General features: G+C 72.5%; 14 protein-coding genes and 1 other RNA gene. All 15 read right to left on the bottom strand.

Annotated features, from left to right (window positions below):
- Positions 1–3 precede the first annotated feature (3 nt).
- Complete coding sequence (gene murC / locus AC2D9U_RS17105; protein ID WP_484751290.1) at positions 4–1446, bottom strand: UDP-N-acetylmuramate--L-alanine ligase; 1443 nt, start codon at positions 1444–1446, stop codon at positions 4–6.
- Entirely contained in the window at positions 1446–2606 is a 1161-nt protein-coding gene (gene murG / locus AC2D9U_RS17100) for an undecaprenyldiphospho-muramoylpentapeptide beta-N-acetylglucosaminyltransferase (RefSeq protein WP_484751288.1), read from the bottom strand. The genes murC and murG overlap by 1 nt, the downstream gene beginning before the upstream one ends.
- Entirely contained in the window at positions 2603–3742 is a 1140-nt protein-coding gene (locus tag AC2D9U_RS17095; RefSeq protein ID WP_484751286.1) for an FtsW/RodA/SpoVE family cell cycle protein, read from the bottom strand. The genes murG and AC2D9U_RS17095 overlap by 4 nt, the downstream gene beginning before the upstream one ends.
- Complete coding sequence (gene murD, locus AC2D9U_RS17090) at positions 3739–5103, bottom strand: UDP-N-acetylmuramoyl-L-alanine--D-glutamate ligase (RefSeq protein WP_484751284.1); 1365 nt, start codon at positions 5101–5103, stop codon at positions 3739–3741. The genes AC2D9U_RS17095 and murD overlap by 4 nt, the downstream gene beginning before the upstream one ends.
- On the bottom strand, positions 5100–6188 hold the full coding sequence (mraY, locus tag AC2D9U_RS17085) for a phospho-N-acetylmuramoyl-pentapeptide-transferase (RefSeq protein WP_484751283.1): 1089 nt from the start codon (positions 6186–6188) through the stop codon (positions 5100–5102). Before mraY ends, murD begins: the two co-directional genes overlap by 4 nt.
- On the bottom strand, positions 6185–7555 hold the full coding sequence (locus AC2D9U_RS17080; RefSeq protein WP_484751281.1) for a UDP-N-acetylmuramoyl-tripeptide--D-alanyl-D-alanine ligase: 1371 nt from the start codon (positions 7553–7555) through the stop codon (positions 6185–6187). The genes mraY and AC2D9U_RS17080 overlap by 4 nt, the downstream gene beginning before the upstream one ends.
- Complete coding sequence (locus tag AC2D9U_RS17075; RefSeq protein ID WP_484751280.1) at positions 7552–9060, bottom strand: UDP-N-acetylmuramoyl-L-alanyl-D-glutamate--2,6-diaminopimelate ligase; 1509 nt, start codon at positions 9058–9060, stop codon at positions 7552–7554. The genes AC2D9U_RS17080 and AC2D9U_RS17075 overlap by 4 nt, the downstream gene beginning before the upstream one ends.
- A gap of 10 nt (positions 9061–9070) precedes the next feature.
- The gene (locus AC2D9U_RS17070; protein ID WP_484751278.1) at positions 9071–11011 is read right to left on the bottom strand and encodes a peptidoglycan D,D-transpeptidase FtsI family protein; all 1941 of its coding nucleotides are present in this window, start codon (positions 11009–11011) and stop codon (positions 9071–9073) included.
- Complete coding sequence (gene ftsL / locus AC2D9U_RS17065; RefSeq protein ID WP_484751276.1) at positions 11008–11868, bottom strand: cell division protein FtsL; 861 nt, start codon at positions 11866–11868, stop codon at positions 11008–11010. Before ftsL ends, AC2D9U_RS17070 begins: the two co-directional genes overlap by 4 nt.
- Positions 11865–12818: a 16S rRNA (cytosine(1402)-N(4))-methyltransferase RsmH gene (gene rsmH, locus AC2D9U_RS17060; protein WP_484751273.1), complete on the bottom strand. Its 954-nt coding sequence runs from the start codon at positions 12816–12818 to the stop codon at positions 11865–11867. Before rsmH ends, ftsL begins: the two co-directional genes overlap by 4 nt.
- On the bottom strand, positions 12815–13285 hold the full coding sequence (locus AC2D9U_RS17055; RefSeq protein ID WP_484751271.1) for a division/cell wall cluster transcriptional repressor MraZ: 471 nt from the start codon (positions 13283–13285) through the stop codon (positions 12815–12817). The genes rsmH and AC2D9U_RS17055 overlap by 4 nt, the downstream gene beginning before the upstream one ends.
- A gap of 447 nt (positions 13286–13732) precedes the next feature.
- Positions 13733–14141: RNase P RNA component class A (gene rnpB / locus AC2D9U_RS17050), an RNA gene on the bottom strand.
- A gap of 40 nt (positions 14142–14181) precedes the next feature.
- Positions 14182–14808, bottom strand: a complete 627-nt coding sequence (locus AC2D9U_RS17045; protein ID WP_484751270.1) for an N-acetylmuramoyl-L-alanine amidase — start codon at positions 14806–14808, stop codon at positions 14182–14184.
- 55 nt (positions 14809–14863) lie between these two features.
- Positions 14864–15634 (bottom strand): TerB family tellurite resistance protein, encoded by a 771-nt coding sequence (locus AC2D9U_RS17040; protein ID WP_484751268.1) that lies wholly within the window; start codon positions 15632–15634, stop codon positions 14864–14866.
- 123 nt (positions 15635–15757) lie between these two features.
- Positions 15758–16261, bottom strand: a complete 504-nt coding sequence (locus AC2D9U_RS17035; RefSeq protein WP_484751266.1) for a winged helix DNA-binding protein — start codon at positions 16259–16261, stop codon at positions 15758–15760.
- Between the last annotated feature and the right edge of the window lie 30 nt (positions 16262–16291).

Raw genomic sequence — 16291 nt, 5'->3', positions numbered from 1 at the left:
GCCTCACTTCCCCGCCCCCACAACCCGCGGCCGGACGCGCGATTGCAGCGCGAGCAGCTGCTCGGGCAGGGCATGCGCCCAGTTGGTGATGGTCCCGGCGCCGAGGCAGACCACATAGTCGCCCGGCTTCGCGATGGCGTTGACCATTTCGGCCAGGCTGTCGGGCCCCGGCAGCGGCACGACCGAGCGATGCCCACGCGCGCGCAGGCCCTCGACCAGCGCATCACGATCATAGCCCGGCATCGGCGCCTCGCCGGCCGCGTAGACATCGGCGACGATCACCGTCCCCGCATCGTTCATGCAGGTGCAGAAATCCTCGAAGAGCGAGGCGAGGCGCGTGTAGCGATGCGGCTGCACCACCGCCACCACGTCGCGCGCCCCGGCCTGGCGTGCGGCCTTCAGCACGGCGGCGATCTCGACCGGGTGGTGACCGTAATCGTCGATCACCGTGATGCCGCCGGCCTCGCCGGTGCGGGTGAAGCGGCGCTTCACGCCCTTGAAGCCGAGCAGCGCGGTGCGCAGCGTGGCCTCGTCGATGTCCATCTCGATGCCGATGGCGATGGCGGCCAGCGCGTTCTGCACATTGTGGCTGCCGAGCATGGGCAGGCGCATCGGCTTGAGCGTGCGGCTGCGTCCCGTCGCACGGTCGCGCACCGCGACCTCGAAGGTCGCCCCCATGCGGTCCGTGATCAGCTTCTCGGCGCGCACATCGGCCTGGGGCGAGAAGCCATAGGTGATGATGCGCCGGTCCGACAGGCGCGGGATCATCGCCTGCACCTCGGGATGGTCGGCGCAGAGCACGGCGAAGCCGTAGAAGGGGATGTTGCCGACGAACTGGGCGTAGCCCTCCTTCATCGCCTCTTCCGTGCCCCAATGGTCCAGATGCTCCGGATCCATGTTGGTCACCACGGCGACGACGGCGGGCAGCTTCAGGAAGCTGCCATCGCTCTCATCCGCCTCGACCACCATCCAGTCGCCCGCGCCGAGGCGCGTGTTGGTGCCATAGGCGTTGATGATGCCGCCATTGATGACGGTGGGGTCGAGCTTCGCGGCCTCGAGCACGCAGGCGACGAGGCTCGTCGTCGTGGTCTTGCCATGCGTGCCGCCGATGGCGACCGCCCATTTCAGGCGCATCAGCTCGGCCAGCATCTCGGCGCGGCGCACCACGGGGATGAGCCGCGCGCGCGCCGCCTGCACCTCGGGGTTGTCGCGCTTCACCGCGGTGGAGACCACCACCACCTGCGCCGCACCCAGATTGGCGGCGTCGTGGCCCACCATCACCGGGATGCCTGCCGCGCGCAGCCGCGCCACATTGGCTCCCTCCGCCACGTCGCTGCCCTGCACCGTGTAGCCGAGGTTGTGCAGCACCTCGGCGATGCCGGACATGCCGATGCCGCCGATGCCGACGAAATGGATGGGCCCGATGGAAAGCGGCAGCGCGCGCATCAGCGAAGCTCCGGAACTGCGCTGCGCGCGAGTCTTGGGGCGTCGCTCCGCGCGACGAGGGATTGCACGAGGTCCGCGAGGCGCCGTGCCGCGTCGGGGCGCGCGAGCTTCGCCGCCGCCGCCGCCGCCCGCGCCAGCACGGGCGGGTTGCCGAGGATGGCCGTGAGGTGCTTGGCCAGCGCCTCCGCCGTGAAGGCCGGCTGGGGCATCAGCCAGGCCGCGCCCGAGACGTCGGAGGCACGGGCATTGCAGGTCTGGTGGTCGTCGATGGCGCTCGGCAGCGGCACCAGGATCGCCGGCCGCCCGGCGCAGCCAAGCTCGGCGACCGTCGAGGCACCGGCGCGGGCGATGACGAGATGCGCCAGCGACAGCCTTGTCGCCATGTCGCCGAAGAAGGGCGAGAGCTCGGCGGGCACGCCGGCCTCGCGATAGGCGGTCTCGACCCGCGGCAGATCCTCCGCGCGCGTCTGCTGCGTCACCACCAGCCGCCCGCGCAGCCCTTCGGGCAGCAGCGCCACGGCAGCAGGCACGACATCGGCGAAGACCCGCGCGCCGAGGCTGCCGCCCAGCACCAGCAGCCGCACCACGCCCTCCGGCGTCGGCGCGGCGTAATCCTGCCCGGCGAGTGCGGCCAGCGCCGGGCGCACCGGGTTGCCCACCAGCTCCACCACGGCACCCGAGGGCACGCGCGCCGTCTCCGGCACCGAGAGCGCGAGCAGATCCACCCCGCGCGCCAGCATCCGGTTGGCCCGGCCCAGCACGGCGTTCTGCTCATGCAGCGCGGTGGCCGGGCGCGTCGCGGCGGGCATCATCCGCGCGGCGAGCAGCGGCGGCACCGAAGGATAGCCGCCGAAGCCGATCACCGCCGCGGCGTCGAGCCGCCCCAGCAGCCGCCGCGCCGTGATGGTGCCGGAGGCCAGGGCGATCGCGCCCGAGATCGCCTGCTTCACCCCGCGCCCGGCGAGGCCGGCGCCGCGCAGCACGAAGCGCTCGGCATTGGCGAAGGCCGGGCTCTCGAAGGCGGCGGAACGCGCATCGGTCATCAGCGCGATCCGTTCGCCGCGCGCGATCAGCTCCGCCGCCAGGGCCTCGGCGGGGAAGAGATGCCCGCCGGTGCCGCCGGCGGCGATGACGATGGGGCGCACGCTCGGGCCTCTCATCGCGCTTCCTCGGCACGCGAGAGCCGTCGGCGCGTAAGCGCGAGCAGCATCCCCATGCCGAGCGCGATGGCCAGCACGGAACTGCCGCCATAGCTGACGAAGGGCAGCGTCATGCCCTTGGTCGGGATGAGGGCCAGCGTGGAGGCCATGTTGACGAAGGCCTGCACGCCGAACTGGGTCAGCAGTCCGGTGGCGGCAAGCACCGTGAACAGGTCGTTCTCACCCATCAGGCGCACCATGCCGCGCAGCACGATGAAGGCGAACAGCGCGAGGATCACCAGGCAGACGACAAGGCCGAATTCCTCGCCGGCCACGGCGAAGACGAAATCGGCATGGGCATCCGGCAGCACGTTCTTGATGCGCCCCTCACCGGGGCCGCGACCGAGCAGCCCGCCATGACCGAAGGCTTCCATCGCCGTGCAGATCTGGAAGTTCTCCCGGTCGTTGCAGACCGGGTTGAAGAATGCCGCGACGCGGTCCTGCACATGCGGGCGCGTGATGTAGATCACGGCGGCAGCGCCGACGCCCAGCGCGCCTGCGGCGCCGATCACGAACAGGTTGATGCCGGCGGTGAAGATCTGCGCGAACAGCACGACGGAGACGACGAACAGCATCCCGATGTCCGGCTGGAACTTCAGCAGGCCGGCGATCACCGCGAATATGGCGATGGCGAGCACCGTCGCACCATGCCGGCGCGCGATCTTGCCCTCGGCGATGAGCCACGCCGCGACCACGGCGAAGCAGGGCTTGAGGAATTCCGAAGGCTGGAGCGAGCCGATGCCCGGCACGCTCAGCCAGCGTCGCGCACCCTTGATCTCCACGCCCACCAGCAGCGTCGCCGCCACCAGGGTCACCGCGCCGATCAGGCCGAGCCAGGCGAGGAGACGCACCTGCTTCGCACTGAGCATCGAGACGACGACCATGATCATCGCCGCCATCGCCAGATAGGCGATCTGCTTGATGAAGAACATGTTGCGCGAGGAGGCGCCGATGCGCTCCGCCACGGCCGGCGAGGCCGCGAGCATCATGATGTAGCCGAAGCCGATCAGCGTCAGCAGCGCGCCGAGCGTCCAGCGGTCGATGGTCCACCACCAGCGGCCCAGCGTGGAATTGTCGGCGCGTGAGACGGCGATCATGCGGCCCTCCCGACATCGCAAAGCGCCTGGACGAGCGCCCGGAAGCGATCGCCGCGCGCGTCGAACCCGCTGAACTGGTCGAAGGAGGCACAGGCCGGCGAGAGCAGCACCACCGGCGCCTCGCCCCCGGCGGCGGCTTCCGCCACGGCGTTCTCCAGCGTGCCGACCACGGCATGGGGCACGCCAGCGGCGGCGAGTGTCGCGGCCAGGATCGGCGCGTCGCGGCCGATCAGCAGCGCGCGGGCGATGCGCGGGAAGAAGGGGGCGAGGGGCTCGATGCCGCCTTCCTTGGCCATGCCGCCCGCGATCCAGACCACGCGGTCATAGCTGGCCAGCGCGCGCGCCGTGCTGTCGGCGTTGGTGGCCTTGCTGTCATTGACGAAGGCCACGCCCCGGAGGCTGCCGACATGCTCCTGGCGGTGCGGCAGGCCGGCGAAATCGGCGATGCCGGCGGCGATCTCGGCCCGGCTCAGCCCGCAGGCGAGGGCGATCGCCGTGGCGGCGGCGGCGTTCTGGGCATTGTGGCTGCCGGGCAGGGCGCGCGCGCTGCGCAGATCGGCGATCTCGCCCGCTGCGTCGCGCAGGCTGCGCCCCTCCGCCCAGATGCCACCCGGCACCGGCTTCAGGCCCGAAATCGGCACCAGCTTCGCCGTGATGGCGCCGGCCATGCCTGTGGACAAATCATCGTCCTGACCCAGCACCGCGACGTCACCCGACACCTGCCGCGCGAAGATATTCGTCTTCGCAGCAGCATAGCCGGCCATGCTTCCATGGCGGTCGAGGTGATCGGGGCTCAGGTTCAACATCACCCCGATGTTGAAGCCGACCGTCGCGATTCGCTCCAAGCTGTAGGACGACATTTCGAGGGTGTAGGACCCCTCGACCCCCAACATGTTGAGACCCAGCGCCGCCGGCCCGAGGTTGCCGCCGACCTCCGAGACGCGCCCCGCGCGGGTCAGCAGATGGTGCGTCAGCGCCGTGGTGGTGGACTTCCCGTTGGTGCCGGTGATGCCGATGAAGCGCGCGGCACTGCCCGCCGCGCGCACGGCGCGGAACAGGAATTCCACGTCGCAGAGGATCGGCACGCCGGCCTCCTGGGCGCGCGCGGCGATCGGGTGCGGCGCGGGGTAGGTGTGGGGGATGCCCGGGGAGAGCAGCAGGGCGTCGAAGCGGAAATCGCCGGCCCGGAGGTCGCGCAGCGCCAGCCCGGCCTGTTCGGCCGCCGCGCGCTGGGCCGCGCCATCATCCCAGCTCGTGACCTCCGCCCCCCAGGCGGCCAGGCGCTGCGCGGCCGGCAGCCCGGCGCGGCCGAGGCCCACCACGGCGATGCGCTGGCCCGAGAAGGGGGTGAAGGCGTTCACCGGATCTTCAACGTGCTGAGGCCGATCAGCGCCAGCACCATCGCGATGATCCAGAAGCGGATCACGATGGTGGGCTCGGCCCAGCCCTTCTTCTCGAAGTGATGGTGCAGCGGCGCCATCAGGAACACGCGCTGCCCCGTGCGCTTGAACCAGAAGACCTGGATGATGACGGAGAGCGTCTCCACCACGAAGAGCCCGCCGACGATGGCGAGCACGATCTCATGCTTCGTCGCCACCGCCACCGCGCCCAGCGCGCCGCCCAGCGCGAGCGAGCCCGTGTCGCCCATGAACACCGCCGCCGGCGGGGCGTTGAACCACAGGAAGCCCAGCGAGGCACCGATCAGCGCCGAGCAGAAGACCGCCAACTCGCCCGCGCCGGGCACGGCGTGCAGTTGCAGGTAGTCCGCGAAGATTCGGTTGCCGACCAGGTAGGCGATCAGCGCGAAGACACCCGCGGCGATCATCACCGGCACGATGGCGAGGCCATCGAGACCATCGGTCAGGTTCACCGCGTTGGAGGAACCCATCATCACGAACATCGCCAGCAGCGGGAACAGGAAGCCGAAGGGGATCAGCACCTCCTTGAAGACCGGCAGCGCCAGCTTGTCGTCCAGCGCATCGGGCATCAGCCAGGTGATCCAGATCGCGGCGAGCAGGCCGATGCTGGCCTGCGCGATCAGCTTGTGCCGGCCGGACACACCCTTGGTGTTGCGCTTGGTCACCTTCAGCCAGTCATCGGCGAAGCCGAGCGCGCCATAGCCCAGCGTCACCAGCAGCACCGCCCAGACATAGCCGTTGCGCAGATCCGCCCAGAGCAGGGTCGAGACGCTGAGCGAGAGCAGGATCAGCACGCCCCCCATGGTCGGCGTGCCCTTCTTGGTCAGCAGGTGGCTCTGCGGGCCGTCCTCGCGGATCGGCTGGCCGCCATTCTGCGTGGCGCGCAGGTAGCGGATGATGGTCGGGCCAAGGAACAGCGCCACGAACAGCGCCGTCATGCAGGCGGCGCCGGCGCGGAAGGTGGTGTAGCGCACCAGGTTGAAGAGGAAGAATTCCTCCGCCAGCGGTGCGAGGAGATTGTAGATCATGAAAGGGAACTTCCGGAACGGCTGGCGGTCAGCGCCTGCACCACGGTCTTCATCCCCGTGGCCAGGCTGCCCTTGACGAGAACGGCATCGCCATCGCGCAGCGCGGCCACGACGAGGGGGGCGAGGGCGGCGGAATTCTCCGCCCAGGCGCCGATGCGCGCGGCCGGCAGGGCCTCCAGCGCATGGCGCATCAGCGGCCCGCAGGCGAAGACGAGGTCGGCGGATTGCGCGATGTGCGGCGCGAGGGCCGCATGTTCGTCGATGGCGAAATCGCCGAGTTCGCCCATCTGGCCGAGCACCGCCACGCGCCGGCGCGCCGGCAGCAGCCTGAGCAGCGCGAGGGCGGCCCGCATCGAGGGCGGCTGGCCGTTATAGGCCTCATCCAGCAGCAGCGCCGTGCCGCCATCGGCGGTGGCGATCTCTCGCCGGTCGCCGCGGCCGGGCAGGGCGCGGAACTGAGCGAGTTGCCCGGCCACGCGCGCGACATCCGCGCCCAACGCCTGCACCGCGGCCAGCGCGGCCAGCGCATTGCGCGCCATGTGCAGGCCGGGCGTGCCGAGCCGGAACGCGATCTCGCGCCCGGCGATGCGCGCGGTGATGTCGCTGCCCTCGGCATCGGCCTCGATGCGCGTGGCCGCCACATCGCCGCCCGCGCCGAAGGTCAGCACGCGCGCCGCGCCCGCGGCCGCCCGCAGGATCGGCAGGAAGGGGCTCTCCGCCGGCAGCACGGCCACGCCGCCGGGCAGCAGCCCGGTGAGGATGTCGGCCTTCTCGCGCGCGATGGCCTCCAGGCTGCCCATATGCCCGATATGCGCGGCCTCGATGGCGGTGATGATCGCCACATGCGGCGCGGCCATGCGCGCCAGCGGCGCGATCTCGCCCGGATGATTCATGCCGATCTCGATCACGGCATGGGTCGCCTCGCGCGGCATGCGCGCGAGCGTCAGCGGCACGCCCCAATGATTGTTGTAGCTCGCCACCGCCGCATGGGTCGGCCCGAGGGCGCCGAGCAGGGCGCGCAGCATCTCCTTCGTCGTCGTCTTGCCGACGCTGCCCGTCACCCCCACCACCCGCGCCGCGCTGCGGGCCCGCCCGGCCACGCCGAGCGCGCCGAGCCCGGCCAGCGTATCGCCCACCCGCAGCAGCGGCCCCGCCGGCAGGTCGCGATCCACCAGGGCGCAGGCCGCCCCGGCGGCGAGCGCGGCGGCGACGAAATCATGCCCGTCGCGCTGGTCGCGCAAGGCCACGAACAGGTCGCCCGGCGCCACCGAGCGGCTGTCGATCGACACGCCGGTGACCGCCACGCCATCCGGCACCGTCCCGCCCGTCGCGGCACGCAGCTCAGCCGAGGTCCAGAGCACGCTCACGCCAGGCTGTCCTCGCTCTGCGCGCCCTCGACCAGCGCGCGCACCACGGCGACGTCGTCGAAGGGCAGGGTCTCATTGCCGATGGTCTGGCCGCTCTCATGCCCCTTGCCGGCCACGGCCAGCACGTCGCCGGGGCCGAGGTCATCGAGCGCGGCGGCGATCGCGGCCTCGCGCACCCCGCCATCCCGCCCGGACTTGCCGCCCTGGGGGCAGCCGGCCAGCACGGCGGCGCGGATCGCGGCGGGGTTCTCGCTGCGCGGATTGTCGTCCGTCACCCACACAAGGTCGGCATGGCGCGCGGCGGCCGCGCCCATCAGCGGGCGCTTGCCCGGGTCGCGGTCGCCCCCCGCGCCGAACAGCACCACCAGCCGCGCCCCCGGCGCGACATGCGGGCGCAGGGCCAGCAGCAGGCGTTCCAGCGCATCGGGCGTATGCGCGTAGTCGACATAGACGGCCGCGCCATTGGGCAGCACCGCCGCGCGCTCCATCCGCCCGCGCACGCCGGCCAGCTGCGGCAGGGCGGCGAGCACGCGCGCCTCGGGCAGGCCGGTGACGATGCCGAGTGCCGCGGCCATCAGCACATTATCCGCCTGGAAGCGGCCGGGCAGGCGCAGGCGGATCTGCTGGCGCGCACCGAAGAGCATCACCTCCAGCTCCTGGCCCTCGGCGCGCGGCGTCTGGGCGATCAGGCGCACCTCCTCGCCGGCCTCGCCCACGCTGACCAGGCGCAGGCCGCGGCTGGCGATGCCGCGCAGCGCCTCCAGCGTGGCGGCCTCCATGTCCGCATTGACCACGGCGGTGCCGCCGGGCGGCAGCAGCGTGTCGAAGAGCCGCAGCTTGGCGGCGCGATAGGCCTCGAGGCTGCCATGGTAGTCGAGGTGGTCGCGGGTGAGGTTGGTGAAGCCCGCCGCCGTCAGGCGCAGACCCTCCAGCCGCCGCTGGTCGAGCCCGTGGGAGGAGGCCTCCAGCGCCACGGCGGTGATCCCGCCCCGCGCCAGGGCGGCAAGCTGCGCATGCAGCGCGACCGGATCGGGCGTGGTCAGCGAGGCGCCGGGCGGGAAGCCTTCCGCCACCAGGCCCAGCGTGCCGAGCGAGGCGGCGCGAACCCCGGCCAGCGACCACATCTGGCGCAGGAAATCGACCGTGCTGGTCTTGCCGTTGGTGCCCGTGACCGCCACGGCGACGGCGGGCTGCGCGCCATGGAAGGCGGCGGCGAGGCGGGCGAGGGTGGCTCGCGGATCGGCGGCCTCGATCAGCGGCACGCGCTTCGTGCCTTCGGGCCAGACGGTGCTCTGGGGGGCGAGGACGGCGACCGCGCCCTTGCCCACGGCCTCCGTGATGAAGGCGCGGCCATCGGCGCGCGTGCCGGGCAGGGCGGCGAAAAGGAAGCCGGGGCGCACGGCCCGGCTGTCGGCGGTCAGGCCGGTGACGAGCCCCGCACCACCCGCATCCGCGGGCGGGGGCAGGTCGGGCAGGGCGTGGAGAAGGTCGGCCAGGCGCTGCATCGGGGGCTGCTCATCGCGGGGCAAGGCTCGCCTCCCGCTGCGCGGCGGGCGAGAGCGCCTGCGCGGGGCGGGCCGGCGTGGGCGCCTGCGTTCCGGGGGCGGGTGCTGCGGTCGGCACGCCGCGCGCAGGCGGGGTGGCGGGCGGGCGCGCCGGGCGGGAAGGCTGCATCGGGATGGCGATGGAAGCCTGGATCTCGGCCATCCGCTCGGTCTCGGGCGCCATGCCGAGGATGGGGGCGACATGGCGCACCACCATCCCCGCCGCCGGCGCGGCCACCCATCCGGCCGTGGCGTAGCCCTGGCTGCGGGCATTCGGCTTGGGCTCGTCCACCATCACATACATCGCGTAGCGCGGCGCGTTCATCGGGAAGGCGCCGACGAAGGCGGCGATGCGCTTGTTCTCCAGGTAGCCGCCGCGCGGGCCGGTCTTCTGCGCCGTGCCGGTCTTGCCGCCGACGAAATAGCCCGGCACGTCCGCCCCGCGCCCGGAGCCGTCGGTGACGACGAGGCGCATCATCCGGCGCATGGTGGCGGAGGTCTGCTCGCTGATCACGCGCGTGCCTTCCACCGTCTCGCCCGGCGCGCGGGCGAGCAGCGTGGGATCGCGCAGGATGCCGCCATTGACCAGCGCCGCCACGCCATTGGCCACATGCAGCGGCGTGACCGAGATGCCGTGGCCGAAGCCGACCGTCAGCGTGTTGATCTCGCGCCAATCCTGCGCGCGGGGGATCAGCGGCAGGGCGGTCTCGGGCAGTTCGATGGCCAGCCGCGAGCCCATGTTCAGGCGCACCATGAATTCGCGGTGCCGCTGCGGCCCGACCGCCGCGGCCATGTGCGCCGAGGCGATGTTGGAGGAATGCGCCAGGATCTCGGGCATCGCCAGCCAGCGGTTGCGGCCGCGGAAATCATTGATCGTGAAACGGCCGATGCGGATGGGCCGCGAGGCGTCGTAGCCGCTCCAGATATTCGCCGTGCCGAGTTCCAGCGCCATCGCCGCGGTGAACAGCTTGAAGGTCGAGCCGGGTTCGTAGACGCCCACCGTGGCGCGGTTGAAGCGCGGGTTGTTGCCCTGCTCCTCGCGCGACAGGGGGCGGTCGTCGCGGCGGACGGGTTCGGCGAGGTCGAAATCGGGCAGGCTCACCATGCCCACCACCTCGCCGGTCTGCACATCCATCAGGATGCCCGCGCCGCCGATGCCGTTGAACTCGGCGATGGCGCGCGTCACCGCATCGCGCAGCGCGAGTTGCACGCGCACATCGATGGCGATGCGCAGCGCATCGCCGCGGCGCAGGCGCAGGCGCTCATCGTAGTAGCGCTCGAGCCCCGCCGTGCCGTTGCCGTCGACATCGACGCCGCCCAGCAGATGCGCCGCCGCGCGGCCCTGCGGATAGACCCGCCGCTCGGCCTGCTGGAAATAGAGGCCCGGAATGCCGAGCGAATTCACCGCCTGCTGCTCGCGCGGGGTCAGCGCGCGGGCGATGTAGGCGAATTGCCGCTCGCCGGTCAGGCGCGCCGTCACGCGCTCGATGTCCAGTTGCGGCAGCACGCCATGCAGGCGCCGCGCGGCACCGGCCGGGTCCTGGATCTCGGAGGGATTCGCGAACAGCGCGGTGACCGGCAGGGTGACGGCCAGCACCTCCCCGTTGCGGTCCACGATCGGCCCGCGCGCCGGCAGGTGCTCGGCAGCCGGGCCGGTGCTGCGCGTCATGGCTGCCAGGCGGCGCGGCTCGGCCGGGGAGATCAGCGTGGCATGGGCAAGGCGCAGCGCGACGGCGCCGAAGAGCACGCCGAAGCCGGCGGCGGCGATGACCAGCCGCGTGCGGGTGCGCGCCAGCACGGCGCGGCGCGCCACTTCGGGCTGGGTGACGCGCATGACCTGACCGGGCGGGGCGGAGAAGCCCAGCGGCCGACCGGCCGGCGCGGCGTCCGGGGCGGGCGGGTCGAGGCTCATCGGCCCGACCCGGCAGGTGTTGCGGCCTGGGCCGCCGAGAAGGGCACGGGCGGGGCCAGCATCGGCCGGCCGAGGCTGCTCGTGGACATGCCAAGGGCGGAGGTGACCTGGGCAGAGGCCACGTTGGCCGGGGGGCTCGGCGCGCGCGCGGTCATGACCGGCGGCTCTGCGGCCGGGGCGGGGCGGCTTCGCACCGGCTGCGGCGGCGGCGCCGGGGCAGGCTGCGGCGCGGGCGGGGCGGTGCGCGCGACGGCGGGTTCGGGCCGCGGCGCGTCACGCAGCGGGGCCGGGCGGGCCGGCATGGCGGGCAACGGATTGGCCGGGCGCCCGGCGCGCTGCTCGGCCACCGCGGCGGCGAGGGCCTGCGGCGCCGGTGCCTCGGGCGCGCGCGGGTCGGGCGGGGTGCGCGCGGCCGTGGCGGCAGGGGCCGTGCTGCCCGGGGCGGTGCGACCGGCGGCGCTGGCCGGGGGCGTGGCCGGGGCGGGCACCTGAGCGGCGGCCAGCATGGTGGGCGCCGCGCCACGGGGCGGGTCCAGCGGTGCCAGGATGTTGGGTGCGCCGGCGAAGGCCACGGCGGCGGGCAGGCGGCGTTCCATCTCGGCCAGCCTGGTGAAGTGCTGCGGCTGCATCGGCTCCAGCGGCAGGTGGCGGGTGGCGACCTGGCGCAGGCGGTCGGGCTCGTTCAGCAGCGCCCATTCGGCGCGCAGGATGGCGGTGCGGTCGCGCGCCTGCTCGGTCTGGCGACGGATCTCGCGCAGCTCGCGGTCATAGGTCGAGACCTGGTGCTTCACCTGGTAGAGCCAGGCGCCGGCGATGGCGGCGCCGAGGAAGCAGATGGTGGGGAAGGGGCGGATCATGCGGCCGCTCCCATCTGCGCGCCGGGGTCGAGGCGCATCATCGCGCGCAGCCGGGCGGAGCGGGCGCGGGGGTTGGCGGCGGTCTCGGCCTCGCCCGGGCGCAGCGCGCGGGTGGTCAGCAGCGCGAAATCGGGCGTGGCGCGCGGCATCAGCGAGGCCGGGTCGTGGCGCGAGGCCGCGCCGGCGCGCCCGCTGGCCGCCGCCATGTGGCGCTTCACGATCCGGTCCTCCAGCGAGTGGAAGGACACGACCACGAGCCGACCGCCCGGGGCGAGCAGCGCCTGCGCGGCGGCAAGGCCGCGCTCGATCTCGCCCAGCTCGTCGTTCACCGCGATGCGCAGGCCCTGGAAGCTGCGCGTCGCGCCATCGATGCCCGAAGGGTCGCGCGGCACGGCCGAGCGGATGATGGAGGCGAGCCGCCCGGTGGTGGTGATGGGAGCCACGGCGCGCTCGCGCAGGATGGCGCGGGCGACACGGCGGGCGTGCCGTTCCTCGCCGAAATCGGCCAGGATCCGGGCCAGCTCGCCCTCCGGCAGCGTGTTCACGAGATCGGCGGCGGAGGGGCCTTCGCGGCCCATGCGCATGTCGAGCGGGCCCTCGGTACGGAAGGAGAAGCCGCGCTCCGCCTGGTCGATCTGGAAGGAGGAGACGCCGAGATCCATCACCACGCCGTCGAGCGCGCTGACCCCGTGCTGGCCGAGCACTTCGAGCATGTCGCCGAAACAGGCCTGGAGCAGGTGCAGACGGCCGGGATGGGCTGCCGCGAGTGCGGCGCCCCGCGCGATCGCATCCGGGTCGCGGTCGAGCGCCCAGAGCGTGCAATCGGCCGCGGCCAGGATGGCGGCCGCATAGCCGCCACCGCCGAAGGTGGCGTCGAGGTAGACCGCACCGGGGCGTGGCTGCAGCGTCGCCAGCACTTCCTCCAGCATGACGGGGATGTGACCGCTCATGCCACGCCGCTCGGATTCGGCACCACCGGCAGCGTCAGGCCGCGTTCGCGCACGCTCTTGCGCACGGCGGCGCGCTGCGCGTCCCAGGCGGTGCGGGCCCAGATCTCGAAGCGGTCGCCCTTGCCGACCAGGGCGAGTTCGGTGCCGGGGGCGAAGCCGGCCTCGCGCATCATCTCGGGCGGCAGGATGACGCGGCTCTCGGCGTCGGGGCGGATGAGGTGGGTCTCGGCGATGATGGCGCTTTCCATCTCGTCGCGCTCCTCGGAGAGCAGCGGCATGCGGGCGATGGCGGCGCGGAGCTGGTCGAAGGCGGCGCGGGACTGCGCCTCGATGCAGGGGCGCTGGTAGGACAGGCGGAAGGCGATCTGCTCGGCGGCGCCGCGGCCTTCGGGGCGGAAATCGGCCGGAATCAGGATGCGGTTCTTGCTGTCGACCTTCCCGGGAATTGTGCCGACGAACTCGCTCATCCCTGCCGCCGACGCCCCCTGCCACCTGTTCGTCGTTGCCCGGGATCAGCGGTCGACGAGGCCCCCCGACCCCGCCGACCAGCCCGACCACCCCGTGCCCGGACCCGATGAAAGCTCCCCTGAGCTGGGTCCCGGCTGGGATGAAATGGGAATACCTGGGCTGGAGTGGGAAATCAAGGGGAATCCTGCGGGAGAACAAGCAGGGGGTGGTTTTGAACGTTAATCTTTACAACAGGATAGGACTCCCTCTTTAGACGCCCGCTCGCCCGTTTCGCCAGTGCGAAGTGGGGCTGAAGCCCCGCAAAACCGGCTCGGCTACGCCGGCAGCACGCCCTTTCGGGCCGCAAACGCGGCCCCGCGCACAGCCGAACCCATTCGCCGGCACCACGGCGCGTCGGCGCGCAAGGCAAGCGCGCGGAGCGCGCGCCCGCCGCCTGAGGGCAAAAAGATATCGGGTGGCCTGTAAGCCGGGTTCTGTCCCAGCCCGAAGGCTGTGTGCGACCATTCCTCTGGAGCCTGTGTCGCCACAGGCTTCTCGCGGCCAACCCGGGCGGCGGGGCGGGAATGCCCCTGCGTCCGCCTGCCTTGCGGCAGGTTTCGCCGGCCGCCCCTATTCGGCCTTGCTCCCGGTGGGGTTTGCCCTGCCGCCCCTGTCGCCAGGGGCGCGGTGGGCTCTTACCCCACCGTTTCACCCTTGCCGCGGGAGGGGTCGCCCCCTGCCATGGCGGTTTGTTTTCTGTGGCACTTTCCCTGGGCTCTCGCCCGCCGGCCGTTAGCCGGCACCGTACTCCCGTGGAGCCCGGACTTTCCTCCAGCGCGATGTTGCCACCCCGCCAGCGGTCGCCCAGCCACCCGATACCGCACCCCTCTTCGGCCGATCGGGCGCGTGGGTCAACTCAGCCCAGGCAGGCGAAGGCCACGGCGCCCAACCGCGCGAGGGTTTCCTCATCCGCCACGCCATCCACCCGCCCCGGCCGCCAGCGCCGCTGGAAGGCGGTCAGCAGCACGGGCAGCGGCAGATCGGTGCGGTAGCCGATGGCCCCCAGCAGCCCCAGCGCATCGCCCGCCGCGCGTGGCGCGTCCCCGGGCGGGTAGAGCCCGACGCCATTGGCGGCGAGTCCCGGCCAGTCGAACAACTCGCCCGGATCCTCCTTGCGGTCGGGGGCGATGTCCGAATGCGCCACCACGTCGCGCGGCGCGATGCCATGGCGGGCGATGAGGCCCAGGCAGAGGTCGCACACGGCCGCCATCTGCAGCGCGGGGAAGGGGCGGTAGCCCCATTCATGGCCCGGATTGACGATCTCGATGCCGATGCTGCGCCCGTTCAGCAGGGTGTTGCCGCGCCAGGAAGACACACCGGCATGCCAGGCGCGCCGCGCCTCCGGCACCAGGCGGAACACCGCCCCGTCCTCTTCCACCACATAATGGGCGGAGACGCGCGCGGCCGGGTCGCGCAGCCGGGCGATGGCGGCCTCGCCCGATTGCATCCCCGTATAGTGCAGCACGAGCGTGTCGATCGGCATGCCCGGCGGGCGCTCATCGTGGTTGGGGCTCGGGGCCTCGATGATCCGCACCGTCCTAGAGCCCGCGCTGGCGCTTGATCTTGTCCCAGGCGGCGTTGATTTCCGCCACCTTGCGCGTCGCGCGATCGACGAATTCCGCCGGCACGCCGCGCGCGGCCAGGCCATCGGGGTGGTTGTCGCGCATCAGCTTGCGCCAGGCGAGGCGCACTTCCTCATCCGACGCGCTGGGCATCACGCCGAGCACGGCATAGGCGTCGTTCTGCTCCACCTGGCGTTGCGCGGCACTGCCCTGCTGGCCACCGCCCTTCGCACGTTCCCAGGCCGCGGAATCGAGGCCGAAGCGCAGATGGATGCCCTGCAGCACCGGCAATTCGCCGCGCGTGATCGGGCCATCGGCGCGCGCGATGTAGAACAGCGCGGCCAGCACGTCCTCCAGCATCGCGCGGTTGTCGGCGAAGGCCTCGCCCAGGCGCGCGGCGAAGGGCTCCCACCCCTCCGCGTCCTTGCGGGCCTCGTCGAACATCTGCGCCACTTCCTTGAGGTTCTCGGGCGGGATGCGGAACATCGCCTTGAAGGCGTCGATCTCCTCGCGCTTCACGATGCCGTCGGATTTCGCGAGCTTGGCCGAGAGCACGATGACCGAGATGGCGAACAGCGTCTCGCGGTTGCCGAGCAGGGCGGCCATGTCGGCGGCACCCGGGCCGATACGGCCCGGCATGGCGCCGGAATCTGCCGCATGGCCGAGTGCGGCGCCCACCACCGCGCCGAGCGGCCCGCCGGTGAGGAAGCCCCCCACCCCGCCCAAAATCTTGCCCCAGACGCTCAAGAGGGATCCTGCTCCGCTGACCGGGCGCTGATACCACGCCCGGGCCGGGCGCTACAGAGTCGCCCGGAGAGGGCGCCAAAGCGTCGCCCGGAGAGGGCGCTAAGCGGTCGCCCGGAGAGGGCGCTAGAGAGTGGCCGCGGCCCGCGCCGCCTGGTCGTAGAAGCCCGAGAGCGTGCGCAGCAGCTGCGCGAGGTCGGAGAGCTGCGCCTCCGCCGGCCCGGCATCGCGCAGCGGCCGGGCCAGCAGCTGCTCGCGCACCGCGGCATAGCGGGCGCAGAGCGCCGCCCCTTCCTCGGTGGCGGAAACCAGCTTCTCCTTGCCCGCGCGCCCGGTGCTGACCAGCCCGGCCTCCTCCAGCTTGCGGATGGCGTAGGTGGCGATGTGCGAATCCTCGATGTCGAGCACCAGCAGGATATCGGCGAGCCGCTTCGGCCGGTCGCGATGGCGCACCGTGTGCAGGATGAGGATCTCGGTGGGCGAGAGGCCCGGCCGCCCGGCGGCGGCCATGCAGCGGCCCATCCAGCGCGCGAAGCCGTGCCCGGCGAGGATCAGGCCGAACTCGACCTCCGACAGGCCCGGCGAGGCGCCGGCGGCGAGATGGGCGGAGGAGACGACGGGTTGGCTCATGTGGCGACGTTGACAATTTACCGATAAATT

This window comes from Roseomonas sp. TF40, from assembly GCF_057219975.1.
Note: the sequence above shows the minus strand (reverse complement) of the source record. Positions and strands in the feature narration are given on the sequence as shown.